The following is a 19,065-nucleotide window of genomic DNA, read 5'->3' on the forward strand; positions in this document are numbered from 1 at the left end:
CTTTTCCGGGCATCAGAGGTCCTTGAGCGCAACAACCATCAGCACATCGCGGCCACGATTGCACTGACGTACTTCACCCCGCGATCGGGCACTGCGTACACCCGCCGGGTAGGACCGGCGGAGAAACAAAAACGCCCGACGTGGAGTCACGTCGGGCGTCTTTGTTGCCGTGTGTCAGCCGGCGTGTGCGGCGGAGCCACCGCCGGTGCCGGAGCTCGCCTTCGCGGCGCCATCCTTCTTCTGCCGCTTGGTCTTCGGGCCGTCGGCCTTGTCCGAGGTGTCGGCCTTGGTCGCCTTCTCGGACTTGTCCTTGGCGGCCTTCGCGGGCTTGTCGGCCTTCTTGTCCTTCTTGTCCTTGCTCGCGGCCGACGTGCCGTCCGCATCGTCAGCGGCGTGCTTCGGCTTCTTGCCGCTGTCCGGCGTGGACGGGGTACCTTCCTCGGCGGCGTGCTTGCCCGAGGACTCCTCGGTGCCCGTCTTGGTGTCGGACTTCGGGTCGGTCTTCGGCTCGGTCTTGGTGTCCTCCGCCTTGGGCTCCGTCTTCGGGTCGGCCTTCGGGTCGGTCTTCGGGTCCTCGGCGGCAGGCTCGGTGCCGGTCTTGTCCTTCTCGGCTGCCGTCTGCTCGGTGGACTGCTTGCCGTCCTTCTTGCTCGAGCCGGTGAGCCCGGTGAGGCCGGCAGAAAGCGACTGCAGCTTCGGAGTGGTCGACGGAATGTCGGTCGCGGCCGTCGGGCTGACGACGCCCTCCTTCGCCGCCAGCGAGTTGATCGTCGCGCCCTGCGTGAGGCCGCCCACCGTGCCCAGCACGCTCTTGAGCAGGTTCTGCACCGTGCCGGCCAAGCCGCCGAGCGGATTGAAGCCGTTGAGCTTGCCGCCGGTGAGCAGCTTGAGCAATGCCTCGACCGCGTTGTCCGGCGCATCCGTCGGGTTGGCGCTGAAGAATTCCTTCTTGAACCCCGCCACCAGCGAGTTCATGATGTCCGCCGGCACCTTCTGCCAGTTGACGTTCGGGAACGAGAAGAACGGCGTCGGGGTGCCGGGGTCGTTCAGGGTGCGGCTGTAGGTGCCGTCCGGGTTGCGCACCACGTCGGTGTAGCCCAGGTTCACCAGGCTGGTCATGGCCGGGGCGAGTGCATTGGCCAACTTGTAGACGGGGCTGCCCAGCGTGCCGAAGCTGACCATGTTCAGCACGTCGCCGGTCAGGTACATCGGCTCCATCAACGGCAGCGTGTTGGTCGGGATCGTCAGATAGATGTTGACGGCCAACGGATTTCCGGTCAGCAGACCACCGGCGAGGGCGCCGAGCTGAGTGGTCAGCTGGTTGGTCAGCGTGGCGGTGGAGATGCCGCGAAGCAGGTAGGTCGGCAGGGTTCCGGCAACCAGGTTGTTGGCCAGGCTGAACGGGTTGGGCCAGGCCGCCAGGTCCGAGAACGGCTGGTATTCGAGGGTGGCGTCGACCTTGATCGGCAACAGGTTCGCGCCGCCGATCGACAACCCGGTGTTCAGCAGCGGGATGCCGCCACTGTGCGCTGCCGCAACATCCGGGGTGATCAGGTTGATGCCCAGCAGATCGCCCAGCGGGTAGAAGCGCGCCAGCAGGCCGCCGTTGGCGCGGCCCAGGTTGTTCAGCAGGATCATCGGCAGAACGGTGAGGCTGCCGAGGACCGGGCTGGCTCCGGCGTGCGTGGTGCCACCCGGCTGGTTCGACAGGTCCGCCAGCACCTTCGAGTACGCCTGGCCCATGGAGAACGCGCCGAGTCCGAAGCCGACGCTGAGCGGCACGCGCACGTCGATCAGGTCCAGGTTGTCCAGGCCGATGGCACCGCCCACGGTGTTGATCACCACCTGCAGGGCGCTGATCAGCGGGCCCAGGCCGCCGAGGTTCGAGGCCCGGTCCAGCACCTCGTTGATCAGGCCCATGGCGCCGACCTCGAGGTAGTCGGTGTTGTTGATCTCGTTCGCGATCGCGTTCGCGGTGCCCGGGGTCCAGCCCAGGTCCAGGCCCGCGATCTTCAGCAGCGTGAACACCGGTCCGGCGGTGACGATGTTGACGCCCGGGATGTCCAAATCACTCAAGTCGAGGATGTTGTCCAGGTGGATGCCCAGCACGTCCAGCAGACCGCTGAGGGTGACGTTGCCCTGGGCGTCCATGATGCCCAGCGCGCTCAGCAGCGGGACCAGCGCGCCCGTGAGGAGCGGGCCCAGCGCCGCGTTGAGCAGCGGCGTCAGCTTGATCGGCAGCGCATCGAGAATCTGGCTCAGCAGATTCTTCGGCAGCTGGTTGATGAGGTTGGTGAGGTTCAGGCCGCTGAGGCCACCGACGCCGCTGAGCGCCTGGACCAGTGGCGGGAGCAGCGCTTCGACGCCGCTCTGCGCCAGGTTGTACGCGGCGTTGCCGACGCCGAAGGTGATGTCGGGCAGCACGCCCGGCTTCGGGAACGGCGTGGTGAACGCGGACAGGTTGACGGCCGAGTGCGACGCCGGCACCACCCTGGGGGCCGGCGGGTTCGGTACCGACGCCGTGACCGTCATCGCGGTAACTGTTGCGGCAGTCACCCCCAGCAATGCCGCCCGCTTTGCTTGAACACGCCCAGCCAGATGCGTAACAGCCATTTGCCTCGTCCCCTCAGCCGCCACAATCGGTTATCAACCGGACGGTAACATTAATGCATCGCAGCTCCAACACCCGCCTTGACCTGCCGCTTTCCCAAATCTGGCAAACAGGCGAACGGAGCCCGCACTGCCAGGTGAACACCGGGCAGTCAGCTAATTTTCGTTTCGGGAAAATAGTTTGCTGGCAGATTGGTGGCGGACCCTCCCGCCAGGGCCGCGTCTTGGCAAATATTGACGCGCACGGTCACTGTGACAGACGCCCACCGCAGGTCCGAACGTGATTCAGGCCATAGTCGATGCGCGGGCAGCGGCCGCCCCCGCCTTCGCCACGAGGCGAAGGCGGCTGGTTCACAGTGTGCTGACAGGCAGTGCGCGCCCACTCAGGCAAACACGCCCAACAAGGCCCGCGGCTACAGCTGCGGCGTCAGATCCAATTTGGTCAGGGCACTCATCTGACTGACCTTCCAATCGGCGCCGGAACGCTTCAAGCTCAGTCGGTACGACAAGTACCGCAGCGAGGGGATGCCCTTCGTCAGCGGGCTGGTCGCGACCGAGTTGGTGTAGACGATGGCGGTCGCCTCATTTGCACCGATACTTTCCACCGCTGTGCCCATCACCTTGGTCTGGTTGGTGACCTGGGCCTGCTTGTTGCTCGCGACGATCGAATCGACGAACTTGCGGTACTCCTCGGCGAAGCCGCCGGTCAGGTACTGCTGCGCACGGTCCGCCAGCTTGTCCATGTCGTTCGGCGAGTACGACCACAGCGTGGTCACCGCCGCGGCCGCGGTCTTGGCGACCTCGAACTTGTTCTGCACCAGGGCACGATCGGCCAGATACGGCTGTACCGCGGCACCCGCGAACGCCGTGGCGCCGACGAACAACGCCGCCGCCACCACACCCGCGGCCAGTAGCTTGCGCCCGGCAGGACGGTGCGGCACCAGCACGACCGGGGCCGTTTCGGCCTCGTCTGCCGCTACCTCGTCAACCGTCTCGGTTGCCGAATCATCCTGGGCGGCAGCATCTTCCGGCTTATCGTCAGCCTCGTCAGCCACATCGGCCGGGGCATCGGTGTCGTCGGCGGCTACGTCTTCCGCAGGCGCGGTGTCGGCGGTCTGATGCCGGGGCAGGCGATGCCGACGCCGGGCAGCCTTGCCCTGCGGCGCGTCGGCCGTCCCCTGCGGAGCGTCGGCCACAGACTCCCCGGGGGTCACATCACCGGATTCATGCGGCTGATCTTCCACTGCTGCCCTTCCTGCGTAGCCGTTACCACCCAACGCGATCCGCTTTCCACGGTCGCGTTGCCGTCCGGCGTCGTCGTCGTCAGCTTCATCGCGATCAGCACGTCAGCGCTGCCGTCGTCATTCCACCGTTGCACACCCGCGTCTTCGACGGCCCCCTCCGCAGGCTGCGCGCGCGCCACCTGCATCAGGATCTGGTCGTGCTTGTCCTTGAACTGCTTGGCGAAGTCGCCGGTGGCCTGCCCCGCGATGCGTTCGACGTAGGCGTTGGCGTGGAACGGGTCGACCGCGGTGAAGCCCTTCATGAACTCCTCCACGTAACCCAGCACGGCCGCCGACTTGGCCTGACTCGCCACGTCCTTCTCGTGCTGGACCACCAGGTAAGTGCTGGACGCGATCGCGGCGATCACCAAAACCGTTGTGACGCAGGCAATGACAGTCAGCACCAGCCGACCGGGCGCAGCCGCCACGGCCTTGAAGTAGTCCCCGGCGACGAAACGCTCGGCGGCATCGATCTTGCGGCGCGGGCTCATCAGCGTCCTCCCCGCGGACTCTTGAGGACCGTCAGATTAGACAGCAGCCACTTACCGTCACGCGACTTCACGAAGTCGACCCGCACGGTGGCGGTGATGAACCGGAGCGAGTTGGTGTCGACGCCGCGCTGGCCCTGCAGCGCGAGCAGCATCGAGGCCTGGTCGGTGCCGGCGCTCAGGATCGCGCTGCTCACCGCGTAGTACTGGTTGGTCGTCGGCTTCTTGCTCACCACCTGCTGCTGCTTGACCAGCTGGTCGCGGTAGCCGTCGGTGACCAAGGCCTGGGCGGTCTTGAAGTCGTTCTGATACGTATCGACGCCGTAGCTCAGTACGTGCTCGACGATCCTGGGGCCCTGCTCGGAAATCTGGTGCCGCGTCTCGTTGACCGCGCGATCGTGCCGGAACTGCACGCCGTAACTCAGTCCCACCGCCGCCACACAGACCAGCGCACCGGCCGCGAGCACCTGCCCCGCCCGCCGACCGGTGTCGTGTTCGGGAGCCGGCGCAACGCGAACTTCGGTGTGCAGCAACAGATCTGCGAACGTGCGGTGCCGCGGATCCCACAGCGGCCACAGCCAGCCCAGCAGCACCGCGACGGTGTCCAGCAGATGCGCAAAGTCCCGCACAATGAGCCGGCCCATACCCGCGGGGACGCCGTCCGGGACCCGCTCCACCCGGATCGAGAACAGCGAACGGCCCAGGCTCCACCCCGTCATCGACGGCAGCAGCCACCGGTTCACCAGGATCGCGGCCGCTGCCAGCGTCGCCACCGCGGCGTACACCCACAGCGTCCAATCAGCCCGAGCGGCGTAGCCCAGCAGCGCCATCACGGCGATGACCGCCACACCCAGCACGACGTCCAGCGCGAAGGCACCGGCCCGCGCCGGCCAGGAGGCCAGCTCCGGGGCCGGTTCGAACTCGGACTCGGTGCTCACTGACTCGGTACTCGTCGTCTCGTGACCAACCGTCACGAGGTGACCTGGTCGAGCTTGGCCACCTTGTACTTCCCGTCGACCGGCGCCATCTGCGCCCGCATCCGGTAGCCGACTTCCTTGTCCTTCTCGGCGCTGTTGCTGATCTTCACGCGCACCGCCACCAGGACGTCCATGGATCCGTCGTCGTTGTGCTTCTCGACGGCGGCCCGCATCTGCGAGATCTGCACCTGCACGTTGGCGGCCTTGTACGCCTCCAGCGTGATGCCACTCATGAACGAGGCCTGTGTCGCGTACGCACCGGTGGCGCACTCGATGATCTTGGTCTGGGCAGCGATCATCGCCGACGTGTCCGGGGCCTGGGTGGCCGTCACGCAGTCCTTGGCCGCAGCGATCGCGGCTGTCTCGTTCGCCGCGAGCGTCTGGCTCTCCCGATGTGACTTGAGCGCGAACCAGCCGCCCGCGCCAACTGCGGCAGCGAGGGCCACGAGCACCACGCACACCGTCAGGGCAATGCCCCGCCCGATCCGGGCGGGGCGCTGTGCACCCTCAGATTCACCGGGTACGCCCGGCTCCTCGATCGATTCCTCGGCAGACGGCTCTGTCGTCACCACGTCCTGCGACGTGACGTCCTGCTCATCGGTGGGGTTCAGCTGGCTGGTGCCAGCATCTCCTTCCATCCGTCGTCTCCTGGGTTGCTCGAGTTACTGACCGAATACTTCACACCATTCGGTCCGACCACTTGACCGCTCTGCGGGTTGTAGGTGGCCTCTGGTCCTGGTGCCGGAGTGTAGATGCACGGGTTGGGTTGCTGTCCACTGCAGGCGACGGTGCCTTGTCCCGGTGCACTGATCGGGTCACTGGACGGAGCCGACGCCCGCTCCGGGGGCGGCAGCATGTTGGCCGGCAACGGGTTCATCCCGTTGTTGATCGACGGTGCCGGGATCACCTTGCCCGGATCGACAGGCTGATCACAGCGGGCGGCCGGGGCCGGGCAGTTCACGATCTGATCCGGGGTGCCGTACCACGGGTTGGTGCCCAGCGGCTCGTACGGCTTGTTGTCGCGGCACTCCATCGGGCTCGCCGCGCGCTTGGCCGGTGCATCCACACACGGCAGGTTGCGCGAACCGCGGACCGTGTTCTGGGCGTCCTTCGGAATCTTGCAGTACAGGCCAGATTCCAGCGGCGCGGTCGACGTGTCCGCCGGTGAACGCCACTGCGACGCCGGCAGGAAGCCGGTGAGGCAGGGCGGCGGCTGGTTGATGCCCAGCGCCAGGTTGATCGGGAGTTCCTTCTCGTAGACCGCGGTCAGCGAGTCGACGATCGGACCGGCCATCGGCAGCACCACGAGCACCTGCTCGAGGCCCTTGTTGTACCGCTTCAGCATGTCCAGGACGATCTCGACGTTGGCCAGCGACTGCGGCAACGCGTCCCGGACCTCGCCGAACACCGCGTTGAGCTGATCAGCCGTCGGCGCACCCTGCTGGATGGCACCACGCAGCGCCGCGTCCTGCTGGGCCGACTGCCCGGCCAGCACGTTCAGGTTCCGGGCCCACCGCGAGATGGCGTCACCGGACTTGACCTGGCTGTCGAGGATCGGCGCCGAGTTCTGGATGATGTCGTCGACCGAACCGATGTTGTCCTTGAAGTCCCCCGCCAGCGCCTGGGTGCCGTCGATGAGGTGCTGCAGTGACGGACCGAGCCCGCCGACGGCCTCCGCGGTGTAGTCGAGCAGTGCCCCGATCTTCTCCTTGGGCAGCGCCTTCAGGCCGTTCTCGGCCGAATCGAGTGCCGGACCGACTTCCTTGGGCACCGTGCCCTTGGTGATGGTCTGGCCTTCCTTGAACACCTGGCTGGGGTTACCGGGCGACACCAGGTCGATGAACTGCTCACCGACCGCCGACACCGAGTGGACGTTCGCGACCGAGTCCACCGGAATCTTGTACTTGTCGTCGATGTCCATCTTGATGCGGGCGCCGGTCTCCGTCGGCTCCACCGCCAGCACCTTGCCGATGGTGATGCCCTGGTAGGTGACGTTGGCCGTCTTGTACAGACCGGCCGAGTTCGGCAGGTCGGCGTACAGCCGGTACATGCCCACCCCGAGGTAGGTCGGCAACTGCAGGTAGATCAGGGACAGGCCGACGAGCGCGGCCACCGTCAGGAGGCTGAAGATCACCAACTGCATCTTCAGAAACCGGGTGAGCATCGGTCACTCCCCCCTTTCCACTCGCGGCCCGCCCGGCGCGGTGGCCGGGTTCGGGGTGAATCGGACATCCGGGATCATCGTCGCCGGATCGCGGCCCCACGACTGCTCCAGGGCGCGGGCCATACCCGACAGGCCGGTGCCGGTCAGGATGCCGTTGTCGATCGCACTCAGCGTCAGGTCGAGGTGCAGCGAGATGTTCATGTAATCGCCGCGGATGACCTTCGGGATGTTGTCGATCGGGAACGGCAGCGTGAACAGCAGCTTCATGGCCGGCACCAGGTTCGGTGACGTCTTGGCGATCTGCTTGAGCGCCCGCTGCAACGTCGCCAGGTTGGTGTGGATGTTGGCGTTGCTGTTCGACAGCGTCGTGTCAGCAGCCTTCGACAACCGGCCCAGCGCCAGCACCGCGTTGGTGAACAGGTCCTGGGTCTTGTTGAAGTGTTCGATCAGCGGCGGCGTCTCGGTCAGCACCCGGTCCAGGGTGTCGTTGCGGTCAGCCACCACCTTCAACAGCGTGTCACTCGACCGGATCGCCCGCGTGATGTCGTCACGCTGCTGGTTGAGCTCGTCGGTGAAGGTGTCCAGCCGGTGCAGGAACTCTTTGATCTGATCCGCGCGCCCGTTGAGGATGTTGTAGACCTCGGACTGGATCTTCTCGATGTTCGGCACACCGCCGCCGGTCAGGATGCCGGAGATACCCGCCAGCGTCCGCTCGATGGTCGGGAAGGCCGACGAGTTCTTCAGCTCGATGGTGTCGCCGTTTTTCAGCTGCTGCGACGACGGGTTCGCCGGCTCGTCCAGTTCAACGTGCTGCGAACCCAGCAAGCTGGTCTGACCGATCTTGGCCTGGACGTTGCGCGGCAGGTGGATGCCGGGGTTCAGATCCACCGTCAAGGTGGGAACCCAGTTCTTCAGCTCGATCGACCGGACGCGCCCGATGAACACGTCCGCCACCCGGACCCGGCTGTTGGCGTTGAGGCCCAACGTTTCCGGCATCTGGATGTAGATCGTCGAGTGGCCGTCCACCGTGCCCGGACCACCGGGCAGTGGCACGTTGGCGATACCGCGCCAGCCGCAGGAGCTGAGCACCAGCGCCGCGGCCGACAACACGCCGACCCGGCGGGCGTTACGCGCCCACGCGCGGCGGTGCCGCGAATTTGCCGAGGGTGACTTCGGCCCCATGGACCCGGTCATCATTGGCCTCCAACTTCGGCAGGAAGGGCGGGTCCGGCCGGCGCGGGCGCCGGTCCTGGGGCAGGCCCAGGTGCCATGGCACTCATCGGGCTCGGATCGTTACCCGGTCGCGGCGGCGAGACCGGTCCCGGCTGCGGGTACCACGGCGGGGGCAGCGGGCTGTTCTCGTTATAGGCATCCGGCGGACCCGCCATGTTGACGCCACCGGTCGGCGGAATGATGTCCGGCCCGCCCATCAGCTCACTCAGCGACTCCGGGGTCAGCAGGTCCTGCGTCGACTGACCGACCTTGAGCCCCTGCATACCGGGAGCGGTGATCCAGCCCGCCTCGTGCTGACCGTGCGACCACGGGGTGTCGCGCGAGAACACACCGGGCACGGTGGTGTCCTTGAAGCCGCCCGGGGGCTGCAGACGCGGCTCCGAGTAGGTGACCAGCTTCGGCAGCGTCATGGCGGTCGTCGCCATGTTGATGCCGAACGGCAGGTAGTTGAACTTGATCGCGTCCATGACCGGCGCCAGGTACTGCGCGCACAGTTCAGCGGAGTCCTGGTAGCCCAACCGGCTGCCGGCCTGGATCGAGCTGCAGATGAACTGCAGCGGGTTCGAAAAGTTCGTGATGCCCGGGAGCACACCGGAGGCGATCAGACCGCCGGTGGCCGGCGAGTAGATGTTCTCGAGGTTGGCCAGGAAGTTCGGGTAGGCGTGTAGCGCCCGCTCCAGACCGTCCCGCGGCTCCGGCTGCAGGATGGCCGTCGTCGCCTCGGACACGTTGTTGATGTCGTGAGCGAGGACGCTGCCGTTCTTGTCCAGGAAGGTGCGGGTCGTCGCCATCACCTTGTTCAGGTCCTTGAGCGCAGTGGCCAGTTCCTGGTCGGTGTTGGTGAACTTGTTGGTGAACGAGGCCAGGTCGTTGTTCAGCGAGACGAACTGCTGGTCACTCTTGTGCAGCGCGTTGACGAAGACCGCCAGGCTCTTGATCACCTGGATGAAGTCACCGCGGCCCTGGTTGAGGGTGTTCACCGCATCAGACAGGCCCTTGAGGGTCTTGTTGATCTGCGCGCCCTTGCCCTCGAAGCCGTTGGCGAACGACTCGATGATGTCGCCGAACGGGCCCTTGGGCTGTTCCTTGGTCGGACCGAGCTCGGCGAGGATGCGGGTCAGCTGGTTGCGCAGCTCGTCGTACTCGATCGGAATCTGGGTGCGCTCGATCGGGATGACCGCGCCGTCCTCCATGACCGGCCCACCGGTGTACGGCGGGGACAGCTGGATGACGCGGGACGCCACCAGACTCGGGTTCAGCACCGAGGCGGACGCGTTCTGCGGCACCTTGTACTTGTTCGAGTAGTGGAAGACGACCTTCATCTTGCCGTCGTGCGTATCGAGCGTGTCGATGGCGCCGACCTCGACCCCCATGATGAGGATCTTGTCGCCCGGGTACAGCGCGAGCACCTCAGGGAAGTACGCCGTCACCGTGGTGGTGGTGAGCTTGCGGTATGCCTGCAGCCCGAAGAAACCGGCGAGCACGATCACCACGAGCGCGACGGCACCGCCGATGAGCGTCCCGCGAGACAGGTTCGGCTTCTTGATGTTTCGGATGTTGAAAACAGTCGACATCGTGGCGGCCCTATCCTTGCGACCCAGGCGGGAGGAACGGCGGGTTACCCGGCAGCGGCGCGGTACCAGCCGGTGCTGCGTTGGGACCCGGCCCCGGCGGCGCCGGCGGGGCGATCAGCGGCCCAGGGATCGGAGCGAATCCTGGAGCAATGTCGCTGTCGCCAGGCTGCGGCGTCAGCGGAACCGTCCGGGCACCGACGGGAGCGGGCGGCAACGGCACCGGAGTACCGGGCACGTTCTCTGCCGGTTGTCCCGGGAAGGCGGCCGACGGCACCCCCGGGCCGGTGGGCACACCGGCCGGGTTCGGTGCCGAGGAGACGACGTTCGGCGGGGCGTAATCGGGCCCGCCGAACGGGCCGACGCTGAGGTGCGAGCACGGCAGCGGATCGGCCGGCGACGGGTCGGCACCGGCGCCCGGGGTGTACGAGCACGGCGAGCCGGGAGGCACCGCGGGGCCGGGGTGCTCCGGTGTGCCTTCGAGCTTGGGCGGAGCCGGCGGCGGCGCACCGTTGGCGAAGCGCGTGCCGTTGGGATCCGGCCACTGGGCCTCGGGCAGGCCGGCGCTGCGCCAGAAGTCTTCGGGGTTCAGTCCGCGCTTCTTGAACGCGGCGTCCACGAACGGCTGCATGAGCTGCGGCGGCAGGATGTTCTCGACCATGACCTTGAAGTACGGGCCCGATGCGATGGCCTCCGACAGCGAGGCCACAAACTTGCCCGCCGACACCAGCGTGTCGGACAGGTCCTGCTTGCGGGCGACGAGGATGTCGCTGATGGTCCGGAGCTGCTCCAGCACGTGGTTGATGTTCGGGTTCTCGTCGATGGTCGCCTGGAGTTGGTTCGACACCTTGGAGACCCGCTCGAGCAACAGGCCGACGGCCTCGCCGCGCTGGTTCAGGGCGTGCAGCAGCGTCTGGGCGTTGACCAGCAGCGCGTTGACCTGACCACTGCGGTCGCTGAGGACCGTCGCGATCTTGTTGGCGTTGGCCAGCAGCGACCGGACCTCGTCATCGCGCTTACCGATGGTCTCCGAGAGCTTCTGCACGCCTTCGAGCGCCGCGGTCAGGTGCGGCGACGTCTGGTCGGCGGTCTCGGACAGCACGTTGAGCGAGTCCTTGATCGTCTTGGTGTCCCAGCCCTGCGAGGCACGGGTGACGTCGAAGATCGCGTCGTAGATCTGGTACGGCGTGGACGTCTGACCGAGCGGCAGGACGCCCCGCGGCGGCAGCTTGTGGGTGCCCTTGGGCTCGATCTCGATGGCTTTGCGGCCGAGGATGGTCTCGGTCTTGATCAGCGCACGGCTGTCCGAACCGATGGTGTTGGTGCCGATCTGGAAGCCGATGATCACCTTGTCGCGGTCGATGTCCATGGTCTTGACCTGACCGACGTTGACGCCGTCGATGCGGACGAAGTCACCCACGACGAGGCCGCCGGTGTCGGTGAACTGGCCGTAGTACGTCGGCGCCGCGAACAGCATCGGCACGCTGGTGACGGACGCTCCGACCGCGGTGACCAGCGCAACGGCGGCGAGGCCCATCATGCCCCTGCGGACCCGGTCGGATCCCTCTATGGTCCTCACTTCGGCGTGCACCTTCCGGACGGCTGGTTTGTGAGCTTGACCGTGCGCACCGGCCCACCGGGCTGCAGACCGTTCATCTTCAACTCGATGTCGCAGACGTAGAAGTTGAAGAAGTCGCCGTAGACACCGCCGGAGCGGCCCAGAATCTTCAGCGCCTGCGGCACCTTCTGCAGGGTGTCGTTGAGCTGTTCCTTCTGGTCGACCAGCGACTGCTGCGTGGTCTCGAGGTAGCCGAGGGTGTCGTGCAGCAGCGGGCGGTTATCGCCCAGCAGGTCGCCGAGGGAGCCGGCGGCGTTGCTGATGTTCGCGACCGAGTCGGCGATCGGGTCGGAGCGGTTCTTCAGCCCTGTCACCAGCGCCTCGAAGTTCTTCAGCGTGTCGTCGAACTGCTTCTGGTGCTTGACCGTGGTGTTCAGCACCGTGTTGAGGTTCTTGATGACCTCACCGATGGCCTGGTCCTGCTCACCGACCGTCGAGGTGAACTGCGCGGTCTGGTCCAGGATGTTGTTGATGGTGCCGCCCTCGCCCTGGAAGATCGTGACGATCGACGAGGCGATGGTGTTGACCTTCTGCGGATCCAGCGAACGGAACAGCGGCCGGAAGCCACCGACCAGCGCATCGAGGTCCAAGGCGGGTTCGGTGCGCTCGACCGGGATGGTGCCGCCTGGCGGCAGTACCTGGTTGCTGTCGCCGCGGGTGAGGTCCAGGAACCGGTTGCCGAGCAGGTCCTGGTAGCGGATGTGCGCCGCGGTCTGCTGGTACAGCGGAACCGACTTGTCGACGTTGAAGTGCACCCGTACCTTGCCGGCGGGGATCAGCTCGACCTCGGTGACCTTGCCGACCTCGACGCCGAAGGCGCGCACGAACTGATCGGCCTTGAGGCCACTCGTGTTGTCGAAGATCGCGAAGTATTCGTTGTTCCGGCTGAACCGGAACTGACCGAACACGATGAAGATGCCTGCGGTGAAAGCCAGCAGGACCGCGGAGAAGATGGCGAGTTTGAACGCCGTGCCCTTGATGCTCATGGGTTGATCGTGTTCTCCCCGTCTTGACGACCCCAGACGTATTCGGACGCGAATGGCGAGCCGAGACCGAAGTGGTTGTACGGCGCGATCGACGCGCCAGTGTCCATCACCATGTAGGGCATCGGGAGGATGTCCTTCGTGACCGTCCAGCAACCCGGGCGACCCATCGGACCGCCGGAGGCGTTGATCCGCGGGAGGTTGTCCGGGTACACGTACTGGTTGGCCGCACCGACGAGCTCGGTGTGGGTCACCAGCGAGTAGCCGTTGCCACCCAGGCCCTTGGCCGCGGCCGGCGCACCGGCGGCGAAGCCGCGGAAGAGGCAGTCGAGCTCAGGGGCGTACTTGTCCAGCACCCGGGCGGTCGGCAACAGGTCCTGCGCGCCGCGGACCAGGTAGGGGCCGCCACGCTCGAGGATGTCGCCACCGGTGTTGCCGAACCCGACCGCCGACATCAGCGCCTGGTCGATGTTGCCGCGCTGGTCGTTCAAAGTGCGCTCGGTGGTCACGGCACTCTTGAGGCCGTCCCACAGATCCGGCGACGCCTGGGCGTACACCTCGGTCAGGTCGGCGATCGCCTTGGTGTCGTGCCGGAAGGTCGGCATCCGCTGGTTCAGGTCGGCCAGGATCGTATTGCCGTTGACCAGCGACTGACCGAACTTGTCACCCAGCCCGTCGAGCGCCTGAGCGGCCGCGGTCAGCGTCGCGTTCAGCTTGATCGGGTCGACCTGCTCGGAGATCGCGGTGATGGTCTCGAACAGCGTGTTGAACTCCGTGGTGACGCACGCGGTCGGCGGCGTCGGCGGCGAGCAATTGGACACATCGAGGGTGTCGCCGCCCCGCAGGCGCTGCGACGCCGGGTTCGACGGTGAGGTGAACGAGACGTACTTGTTGCCGAAGGCCGTGGTGGCCAACAGCTTCACGTCGACGTTCTTGGGCAGCAGGTTCAGGTACTGCGGGTCGATGTTGAGCACCAACCGGGCTTCCGGCCGCTGACCGGCGTGGCCGACGACCTGGACATCCTTCACGCGGCCGATCGGCACGCCGTTGTAGGTGGCCTTCGAACCGGGATCCATGGAGAGGCCGGAACGCGGCGTCAAGACGTACAGCTGGGCCTTGGTCTCGAAATACCCGCGGAACTGGGCCCAGGTCAGGGCCAAGACCAGCGCGGAGACGAGCGCCAGGATCACGCCGGCGATCTTGTACGGCGGCGTCCGGTCCTTGTTGAGCTCGGCGTGGACCTGGCCCTCGGCAACGGGTGGGGTCGGCATTGAGTTCGTCATCGCGTCACACCGTCAGGTTGAAGTTCGGGTCGGTGCCGTAAAGCGCCAACGAGAAGAGCAGGACGACCGTGACGATCGAGATCAGGGAGGTGCGCATCGAGCGTCCCACCGCTTCACCCACGCCGACGGCACCGCCGCTGGCGTAGTAGCCGAAGTAGGCGTGGTTGAGGAGCACGACCACCGACATGATGATGACCTCGAGGAACGACCACATGACGTCGTCGACGCGGAGGAAGGTGTGGAAGTAGTGCTCGTAGGTACCGACTGACTGTCCGTAGAACAGCGTCGTGACCAGCTGGGCCGACAGGAACGACAGCAGGATCGCCATCGCGTACAGCGGCACGATGACGACCATGCCGGCGATCAGCCGGGTCGACACCAGGAAGGACAGGGACTTGACGCCCATGACCTCGAGCGCGTCGACCTCCTCACTGATGCGCATGGCGCCGAGCTCGGCGGTGGCGCCGGCGCCGACCGTCGCGGCCAGGGCCTGACCGGTCACGACCGGAGCGACGACGCGGATGTTGGCCAATGCGGCGAAGAAGCCGGTGAAGGCCGCGACACCGATGTTGCCCAGGGAGGCAAAGCCCTGGATGGCGATCAGGGAGCCGGCGGCCAGGGTGACGAAGCCGATGATCGCGACCGTGCCGCCGATGACGGCCATGGCGCCGGTACCCATGCCGACCTCGGCGATGAGGCGCAATACCTCTTTGCGGTAGTAGCGGAACGCGTGCGGAATGTGCCCGACTGCCGAAACCACGAAGACCGCGACGTGGCCCAGGCTGTCGAACAGCCGGGCCGGCGCGGCGCCGATTTCGGCGACCTTGGAGAAGGCGCGGGGAAACCGGCCCCGGAGAACTGTCGATGTACTCATATCGCTACCCGGCCTGCGTTCCGAACTTGACACCGATCGTGGTCAGCACCACGTTGACCCCGAACAGCGCGATGACGCAGAGGACCAGCGTCTCGTTCACCGCGGTACCGACACCCTTGGAGCCGCCCGCCACGGTGAGCCCGCGGAAGCAGCCGACCAGGCCGGCGATCAGACCGAAGATGGTGGCCTTGAGTACCGAGATCACGACCTCGGGGAAGCCCGTCAGCAGCGTCAGCGTCGAGACGTAGGCGCCGGCGTTGACGTTCTGGATGTAGACACCGAAGAAGTAGCCACCGACCAGACCGATGATGATCACCGCGCCGTTGAGCATGAAGGCGACGAACGTGGAGGCGACCACGCGGGGCACCACCAGGCGCTCGATCGGATCGATACCCAGCACCTCCATGGCGTCGATCTCTTCACGCACGGTCCGGGCGCCGAGGTCGGCGCAGATGGCCGTCGACCCCGCGCCGGCGACCACCAGCACCGTCACCAGTGGACCCAGCTGGGTGACCGCACCCAGGGCGGCACCGGCGCCGGAGACGTCAGCCGCACCGAACTCCGCGAGCAGGATGTTCAGCGTGAAGATGATGAGCACCGTCAGCGGGATGGAGACCGCCAGCGTGGGCAAGAAGGCCACCCGGATCAGGAACCAGCACTGAAGGACGAACTCCTTCCACTGGAAGGGCCGGGAGACCAGCGCCTTGAAGGTCAAGATGCACATCTTGACGAAGCCACCGATCTTGGTAAATGGCTTGTCCAGCTGGTCCTTGAGATAACCGACCAAGGTGTTGTCTGAGGCTGTCACCGATCAGCCATCCCTTCCGGAATACGGCCGTTCCGCGGTTTCACGCGTGGCACGCCCCCTCCTTAGCCCCTAGCACAAACTGAGTGATTTCCGTCTCGCTACTCCCGAGTAGTAAGACGGACCACAGGAGAGTACCCGATACACCGCGTACCCCGTGACCCAACCGAGGGATAATTGCGTTCAGTTTCAGCAAACGCGACATGGGCACATCCGCCCTCCACTCAGGTGGTCGAATTTCTCAGCGCGACGTCACTTGCCACGCTTACGACACACTTGTATCACCGAACCGCTCGCGGAGTTCCGTTTTAAGGACCTTGCCAGAAGGATTTCGGGGCAATGCGTCGACGATTTCCAGCGCTTTCGGGTGTTTGTACCGCGCCAGTCGTTCGGTCAGGAAATCATCGAGATCCGCCAGGGTCAGGGCACTTTCACTCTCGGCGTTGGTATTCGGCGTCACAGCAACGACCGCGACCGGCACCTCACCCCACTTTTCATGCGGGCGCCCGATGACCGCGACTTCGGTTATCGCGGGATGCGCGGCCAGAATGTTCTCTACTTCTGCGCAGTAAATATTTTCGCCGCCGGAAATAATCATGTCCTTTTTACGGTCGACGACCCAGATGTAACCCTCGTCGTCCTGGCGAACCAAGTCACCGGAATGGAACCAACCGCCGGCGAACGCCTCGGCTGTCGCTTTCGGGTTGTTCCAGTACCCGGCCATGAGAGTTGGGGCCCGGTACACGATCTCCCCGACCTGGCCCACTGGAACGTCGTTCATGTTGTCGTCGACGACGCGGGCGGCGACGGTCGGGATGACCCGTCCGACCGATCCCAGCTTCCGCAGCGCGTCCTGGCTCAGCAGCATGCACGTCACCGGCGACATCTCGGTCTGACCGAACGCAGCAAAGATCTGCGCGCCGGGGAACGTCGACGCCATCTCCCTCAGAAGAGTGTCCGACGCCGGCGCGGCACCCCACGACAACACCCGCAGTTTCACGTCGCGGGGCCGGGCCTGCTGCGCCGCGCACACCGCCTGCCACTGCGCCGGGACCAGGAAGATCGCCGAGACGCCCTCGGCTTCCAGCACGTCGAGCAGGGCGCCGGGGTCGAACGCACCGAGCGGGTAGATCACCGTCGGCAGGCCCAGCAGCAGGCCGCTGATCATGTTGCCGATGCCGGCGATGTGGAAGAACGGCACACCGATGAAGCCGACGTCGTTGTTGATGTCCGGCGCGATGGTGAACAGGCCCGTCATGCCCTGGCCCATGATGTTGACGTGCGTGAGCACCGCACCCTTGGGATATCCGGTGGTCCCCGAGGTGTACATGATCAGCGCCGGTGAGTCCTCGGGGATATCGACCGGTGCGGGTGGCGCTCCCTCCTCGGCGAGCACGTCCTCGTAGCCCAGCACGCCGCCGTCGGTCGCGCCGCCGGCGACGATCACGGTGCCCAGCGACGGTTCCAGCTCCCGCACCGCGGTGGCGACCGGGGCGAGCACCTGCTCGGTGATCACGGCTTTCGGGTCGCAGTCCCGAACCAGGTAGGCGATCTCGGGCGGGGTCATGCGGAAGTTGACCGGGACCGCGATGGCGCCGAGGAGGTTGGCGGCCAGGAACGCCTCGACGTATTCGGTGCGGTTCAGCATCAGGATCAGCACGCGGTCGCCGAAGCCGACCCCTCGACGGCTCAGGGCTCCCGCGAGCTTGGTGACGCGTCGCTCCAGTTCACCCCAGGTGACCGTCTGGCCGACGAACCGCAGCGCGGTCGCCTCCGGCTGCATGAGGGCGTGGCGGGCGAGGTGAGTGGTCCAGTTCTGCCGACGGGCCAGGTAGGGCTGCTCGAGTGCTGCGGATGACACGGTCTACTCCTGTGTCTCGATCGGCATCGCAGCGGAAATGGAATGGTCGCGACAAGCGATGCTGATATTTGATCAAATATAGTGTTGCCGCCGTCACAATAGGACGACCCCACCATCCGGACAACCTCCGGGTACCCCTGCCCCGCCCACCCGAAGGAATGCCGTGAACGTCTCGGCGAAACCGCTGCCCGGCCTGCGCCGGCGCGAACAGCTGTCCGACGAGGTGGCAGCCCATCTCCGAACGGCGATCATGTCGGGCACGCTGCGGCCGGGCACCTTCGTCCGGCTCGACGAGACCGCCGCCGCACTCGGCGTGAGCATCACGCCGGTCCGCGAGGCACTGCGCACCCTGCGCGGCGAGGGCATGGTCCAGCTCGAGCCCAACCGCGGTCACGTGGTGTCCGCGTTCACCCGCGACGACATCACCGACATCTTCTGGTTGCAGGCCACCATCGCCACCGAGATCGCCGCGAACGCGGCCCGGCGGATCACCGAACCCGGCATCGCCGAACTCGACCGGCTCACCGACGAACTCGCCGATGCCGTCGCGGCGGGCGACGTCGACGCGATCGCTCTGGCGGAGTTCCTGTTCCACAAGGAGTTCAACCGCGCCGCGGGCCGGACCAAGCTGGCGTGGTTCCTGCTGCACGCGGCCCGGTACCTGCCGGTCCGCATCTACGCCGCCGACCCGCAATGGGGTGCAGCGGCGGTGGCCAATCACCGGGAGTTGATTACGGCCTTGCGGGACAAGGACATCGACGAGGTCGTCCGGCAGACCCGCCGCCAGTTCGACGACGCCGCCGAGCGGTTGACCGGGCGGCTGGACGAGCTCGGGTTGTGGCCGGGCTAGTTGGCGGCGAGCTGCTCGGCGCGCGTCTTCAGGTTGCCGGCCAGGTGATCGAGCGCGTCGCCCACGACCTTCTTGACCATCATCGCCGGGATACCCGGCATATCGACCTCGACGTCCATGTCGACGGTCAGCAGGGCGCTCGCCCCGAGGTCGACCACGGAGAACAGCTGCTCCTGCTTGGAGAACAGGTTGCCCTGCTGCATGACGGTCTGAATCTGGCCGTCACCCGGGTAGTAGACGGCCTGGATGTAGGAGCCGTCCATGCCCTGAATCTTGGTGTCCAGACGGAGCTGGCTGGGCCGGCCGTCGTCGTAGCGGTGCAGGATCCAGCAGCCGGTGACCTCTTCGTTCCACTGCGGGTAGGCCTCGAAGTCGGCGACGATCCCCAGGATCTGCGCTGCTGGTGCGGCGACCTCGACGGTCTTGCTCACGATCGGCATGGGCCAGAGCATATCGAGGCCGCTA

The 19,065-nt window shown here is 66.2% G+C and carries 16 protein-coding genes; 1 reads left to right on the forward strand and 15 read right to left on the reverse strand.

Features of this window, described 5'->3' with window-relative positions:
- Window positions 1-174: 174 nt before the first annotated feature.
- The 14 genes from ACNO8X_RS02370 to fadD5 all read right to left on the reverse strand — a co-directional run bounded on the left by ACNO8X_RS02370 (window position 175) and on the right by fadD5 (window position 17,750).
- Window positions 175-2,532 carry a hypothetical protein gene (locus ACNO8X_RS02370; protein ID WP_418003995.1) on the reverse strand — a complete coding sequence of 786 codons (2,358 nt, stop codon included), beginning with the start codon at window positions 2,530-2,532 and terminating at the stop codon, window positions 175-177.
- A gap of 491 nt (window positions 2,533-3,023) precedes the next feature.
- Window positions 3,024-3,854 (reverse strand): mammalian cell entry protein, encoded by an 831-nt coding sequence (locus tag ACNO8X_RS02375; protein WP_418003996.1) that lies wholly within the window; start codon window positions 3,852-3,854, stop codon window positions 3,024-3,026.
- On the reverse strand, window positions 3,821-4,384 hold the full coding sequence (locus tag ACNO8X_RS02380; RefSeq protein WP_418003997.1) for a mammalian cell entry protein: 564 nt from the start codon (window positions 4,382-4,384) through the stop codon (window positions 3,821-3,823). The genes ACNO8X_RS02375 and ACNO8X_RS02380 overlap by 34 nt, the downstream gene beginning before the upstream one ends.
- Window positions 4,384-5,319: an RDD family protein gene (locus ACNO8X_RS02385; protein ID WP_418003998.1), complete on the reverse strand. Its 936-nt coding sequence runs from the start codon at window positions 5,317-5,319 to the stop codon at window positions 4,384-4,386. The genes ACNO8X_RS02380 and ACNO8X_RS02385 overlap by 1 nt, the downstream gene beginning before the upstream one ends.
- 32 nt (window positions 5,320-5,351) lie before the next feature.
- Window positions 5,352-5,996, reverse strand: a complete 645-nt coding sequence (locus tag ACNO8X_RS02390; protein ID WP_418003999.1) for a hypothetical protein — start codon at window positions 5,994-5,996, stop codon at window positions 5,352-5,354.
- Entirely contained in the window at window positions 5,966-7,522 is a 1,557-nt protein-coding gene (locus ACNO8X_RS02395; protein WP_418004000.1) for an MCE family protein, read from the reverse strand. The genes ACNO8X_RS02390 and ACNO8X_RS02395 overlap by 31 nt, the downstream gene beginning before the upstream one ends.
- 3 nt (window positions 7,523-7,525) lie before the next feature.
- Window positions 7,526-8,704: a virulence factor Mce family protein gene (locus tag ACNO8X_RS02400; protein WP_418005743.1), complete on the reverse strand. Its 1,179-nt coding sequence runs from the start codon at window positions 8,702-8,704 to the stop codon at window positions 7,526-7,528.
- 11 nt (window positions 8,705-8,715) lie between these two features.
- Window positions 8,716-10,329, reverse strand: coding sequence for a virulence factor Mce family protein (locus ACNO8X_RS02405; protein WP_418004001.1), 1,614 nt, complete (start codon window positions 10,327-10,329; stop codon window positions 8,716-8,718).
- 10 nt (window positions 10,330-10,339) lie between these two features.
- Window positions 10,340-11,905, reverse strand: a complete 1,566-nt coding sequence (locus ACNO8X_RS02410; protein WP_418004002.1) for an MCE family protein — start codon at window positions 11,903-11,905, stop codon at window positions 10,340-10,342.
- Window positions 11,902-12,930 (reverse strand): virulence factor Mce family protein, encoded by a 1,029-nt coding sequence (locus tag ACNO8X_RS02415; RefSeq protein WP_418004003.1) that lies wholly within the window; start codon window positions 12,928-12,930, stop codon window positions 11,902-11,904. Before ACNO8X_RS02415 ends, ACNO8X_RS02410 begins: the two co-directional genes overlap by 4 nt.
- Entirely contained in the window at window positions 12,927-14,210 is a 1,284-nt protein-coding gene (locus ACNO8X_RS02420; protein WP_418004004.1) for an MCE family protein, read from the reverse strand. Before ACNO8X_RS02420 ends, ACNO8X_RS02415 begins: the two co-directional genes overlap by 4 nt.
- Window positions 14,211-14,214: 4 nt before the next feature.
- Entirely contained in the window at window positions 14,215-15,084 is an 870-nt protein-coding gene (locus ACNO8X_RS02425) for an MlaE family ABC transporter permease (RefSeq protein WP_043391254.1), read from the reverse strand.
- A 4-nt stretch (window positions 15,085-15,088) separates the two neighbouring features.
- Window positions 15,089-15,892 carry an MlaE family ABC transporter permease gene (locus tag ACNO8X_RS02430; protein ID WP_043391256.1) on the reverse strand — a complete coding sequence of 268 codons (804 nt, stop codon included), beginning with the start codon at window positions 15,890-15,892 and terminating at the stop codon, window positions 15,089-15,091.
- 262 nt (window positions 15,893-16,154) lie between these two features.
- On the reverse strand, window positions 16,155-17,750 hold the full coding sequence (fadD5, locus tag ACNO8X_RS02435) for a fatty-acid--CoA ligase FadD5 (RefSeq protein WP_418004005.1): 1,596 nt from the start codon (window positions 17,748-17,750) through the stop codon (window positions 16,155-16,157).
- A gap of 163 nt (window positions 17,751-17,913) precedes the next feature.
- Here fadD5 and ACNO8X_RS02440 point away from each other — a divergent pair, with 163 nt between their 5' ends.
- On the forward strand, window positions 17,914-18,600 hold the full coding sequence (locus ACNO8X_RS02440) for a GntR family transcriptional regulator (protein WP_418004006.1): 687 nt from the start codon (window positions 17,914-17,916) through the stop codon (window positions 18,598-18,600).
- On the opposite strand, the gene ACNO8X_RS02445 is transcribed toward ACNO8X_RS02440, so the two are convergent.
- Window positions 18,597-19,040 (reverse strand): SRPBCC family protein, encoded by a 444-nt coding sequence (locus ACNO8X_RS02445; protein WP_418004007.1) that lies wholly within the window; start codon window positions 19,038-19,040, stop codon window positions 18,597-18,599. The genes ACNO8X_RS02440 and ACNO8X_RS02445 overlap by 4 nt on opposite strands.
- Window positions 19,041-19,065 lie beyond the last annotated feature (25 nt).

The sequence above is a fragment of the Mycobacterium sp. PDNC021 genome (genome assembly GCF_048282635.1).
GTDB lineage: Bacteria > Actinomycetota > Actinomycetes > Mycobacteriales > Mycobacteriaceae > Mycobacterium > Mycobacterium llatzerense.

Bases quoted from the DNA above. Each gene is read 5' to 3' on its own strand.
- ACNO8X_RS02370 (WP_418003995.1), bottom strand. From the start codon at position 2,532: ATGACGGTCACGGCGTCGGTACCGAACCCGCCGGCCCCCAGGGTGGTG.
- ACNO8X_RS02380 (WP_418003997.1), bottom strand. From the start codon at position 4,384: ATGAGCCCGCGCCGCAAGATCGATGCCGCCGAGCGTTTCGTCGCCGGG.
- ACNO8X_RS02390 (WP_418003999.1), bottom strand. From the start codon at position 5,996: ATGGAAGGAGATGCTGGCACCAGCCAGCTGAACCCCACCGATGAGCAG.
- ACNO8X_RS02395 (WP_418004000.1), bottom strand. From the start codon at position 7,522: ATGCTCACCCGGTTTCTGAAGATGCAGTTGGTGATCTTCAGCCTCCTG.
- ACNO8X_RS02400 (WP_418005743.1), bottom strand. From the start codon at position 8,704: ATGGGGCCGAAGTCACCCTCGGCAAATTCGCGGCACCGCCGCGCGTGG.
- ACNO8X_RS02405 (WP_418004001.1), bottom strand. From the start codon at position 10,329: ATGTCGACTGTTTTCAACATCCGAAACATCAAGAAGCCGAACCTGTCT.
- ACNO8X_RS02415 (WP_418004003.1), bottom strand. From the start codon at position 12,930: ATGAGCATCAAGGGCACGGCGTTCAAACTCGCCATCTTCTCCGCGGTC.
- ACNO8X_RS02420 (WP_418004004.1), bottom strand. From the start codon at position 14,210: ATGACGAACTCAATGCCGACCCCACCCGTTGCCGAGGGCCAGGTCCAC.
- ACNO8X_RS02425 (WP_043391254.1), bottom strand. From the start codon at position 15,084: ATGAGTACATCGACAGTTCTCCGGGGCCGGTTTCCCCGCGCCTTCTCC.
- ACNO8X_RS02445 (WP_418004007.1), bottom strand. From the start codon at position 19,040: ATGCCGATCGTGAGCAAGACCGTCGAGGTCGCCGCACCAGCAGCGCAG.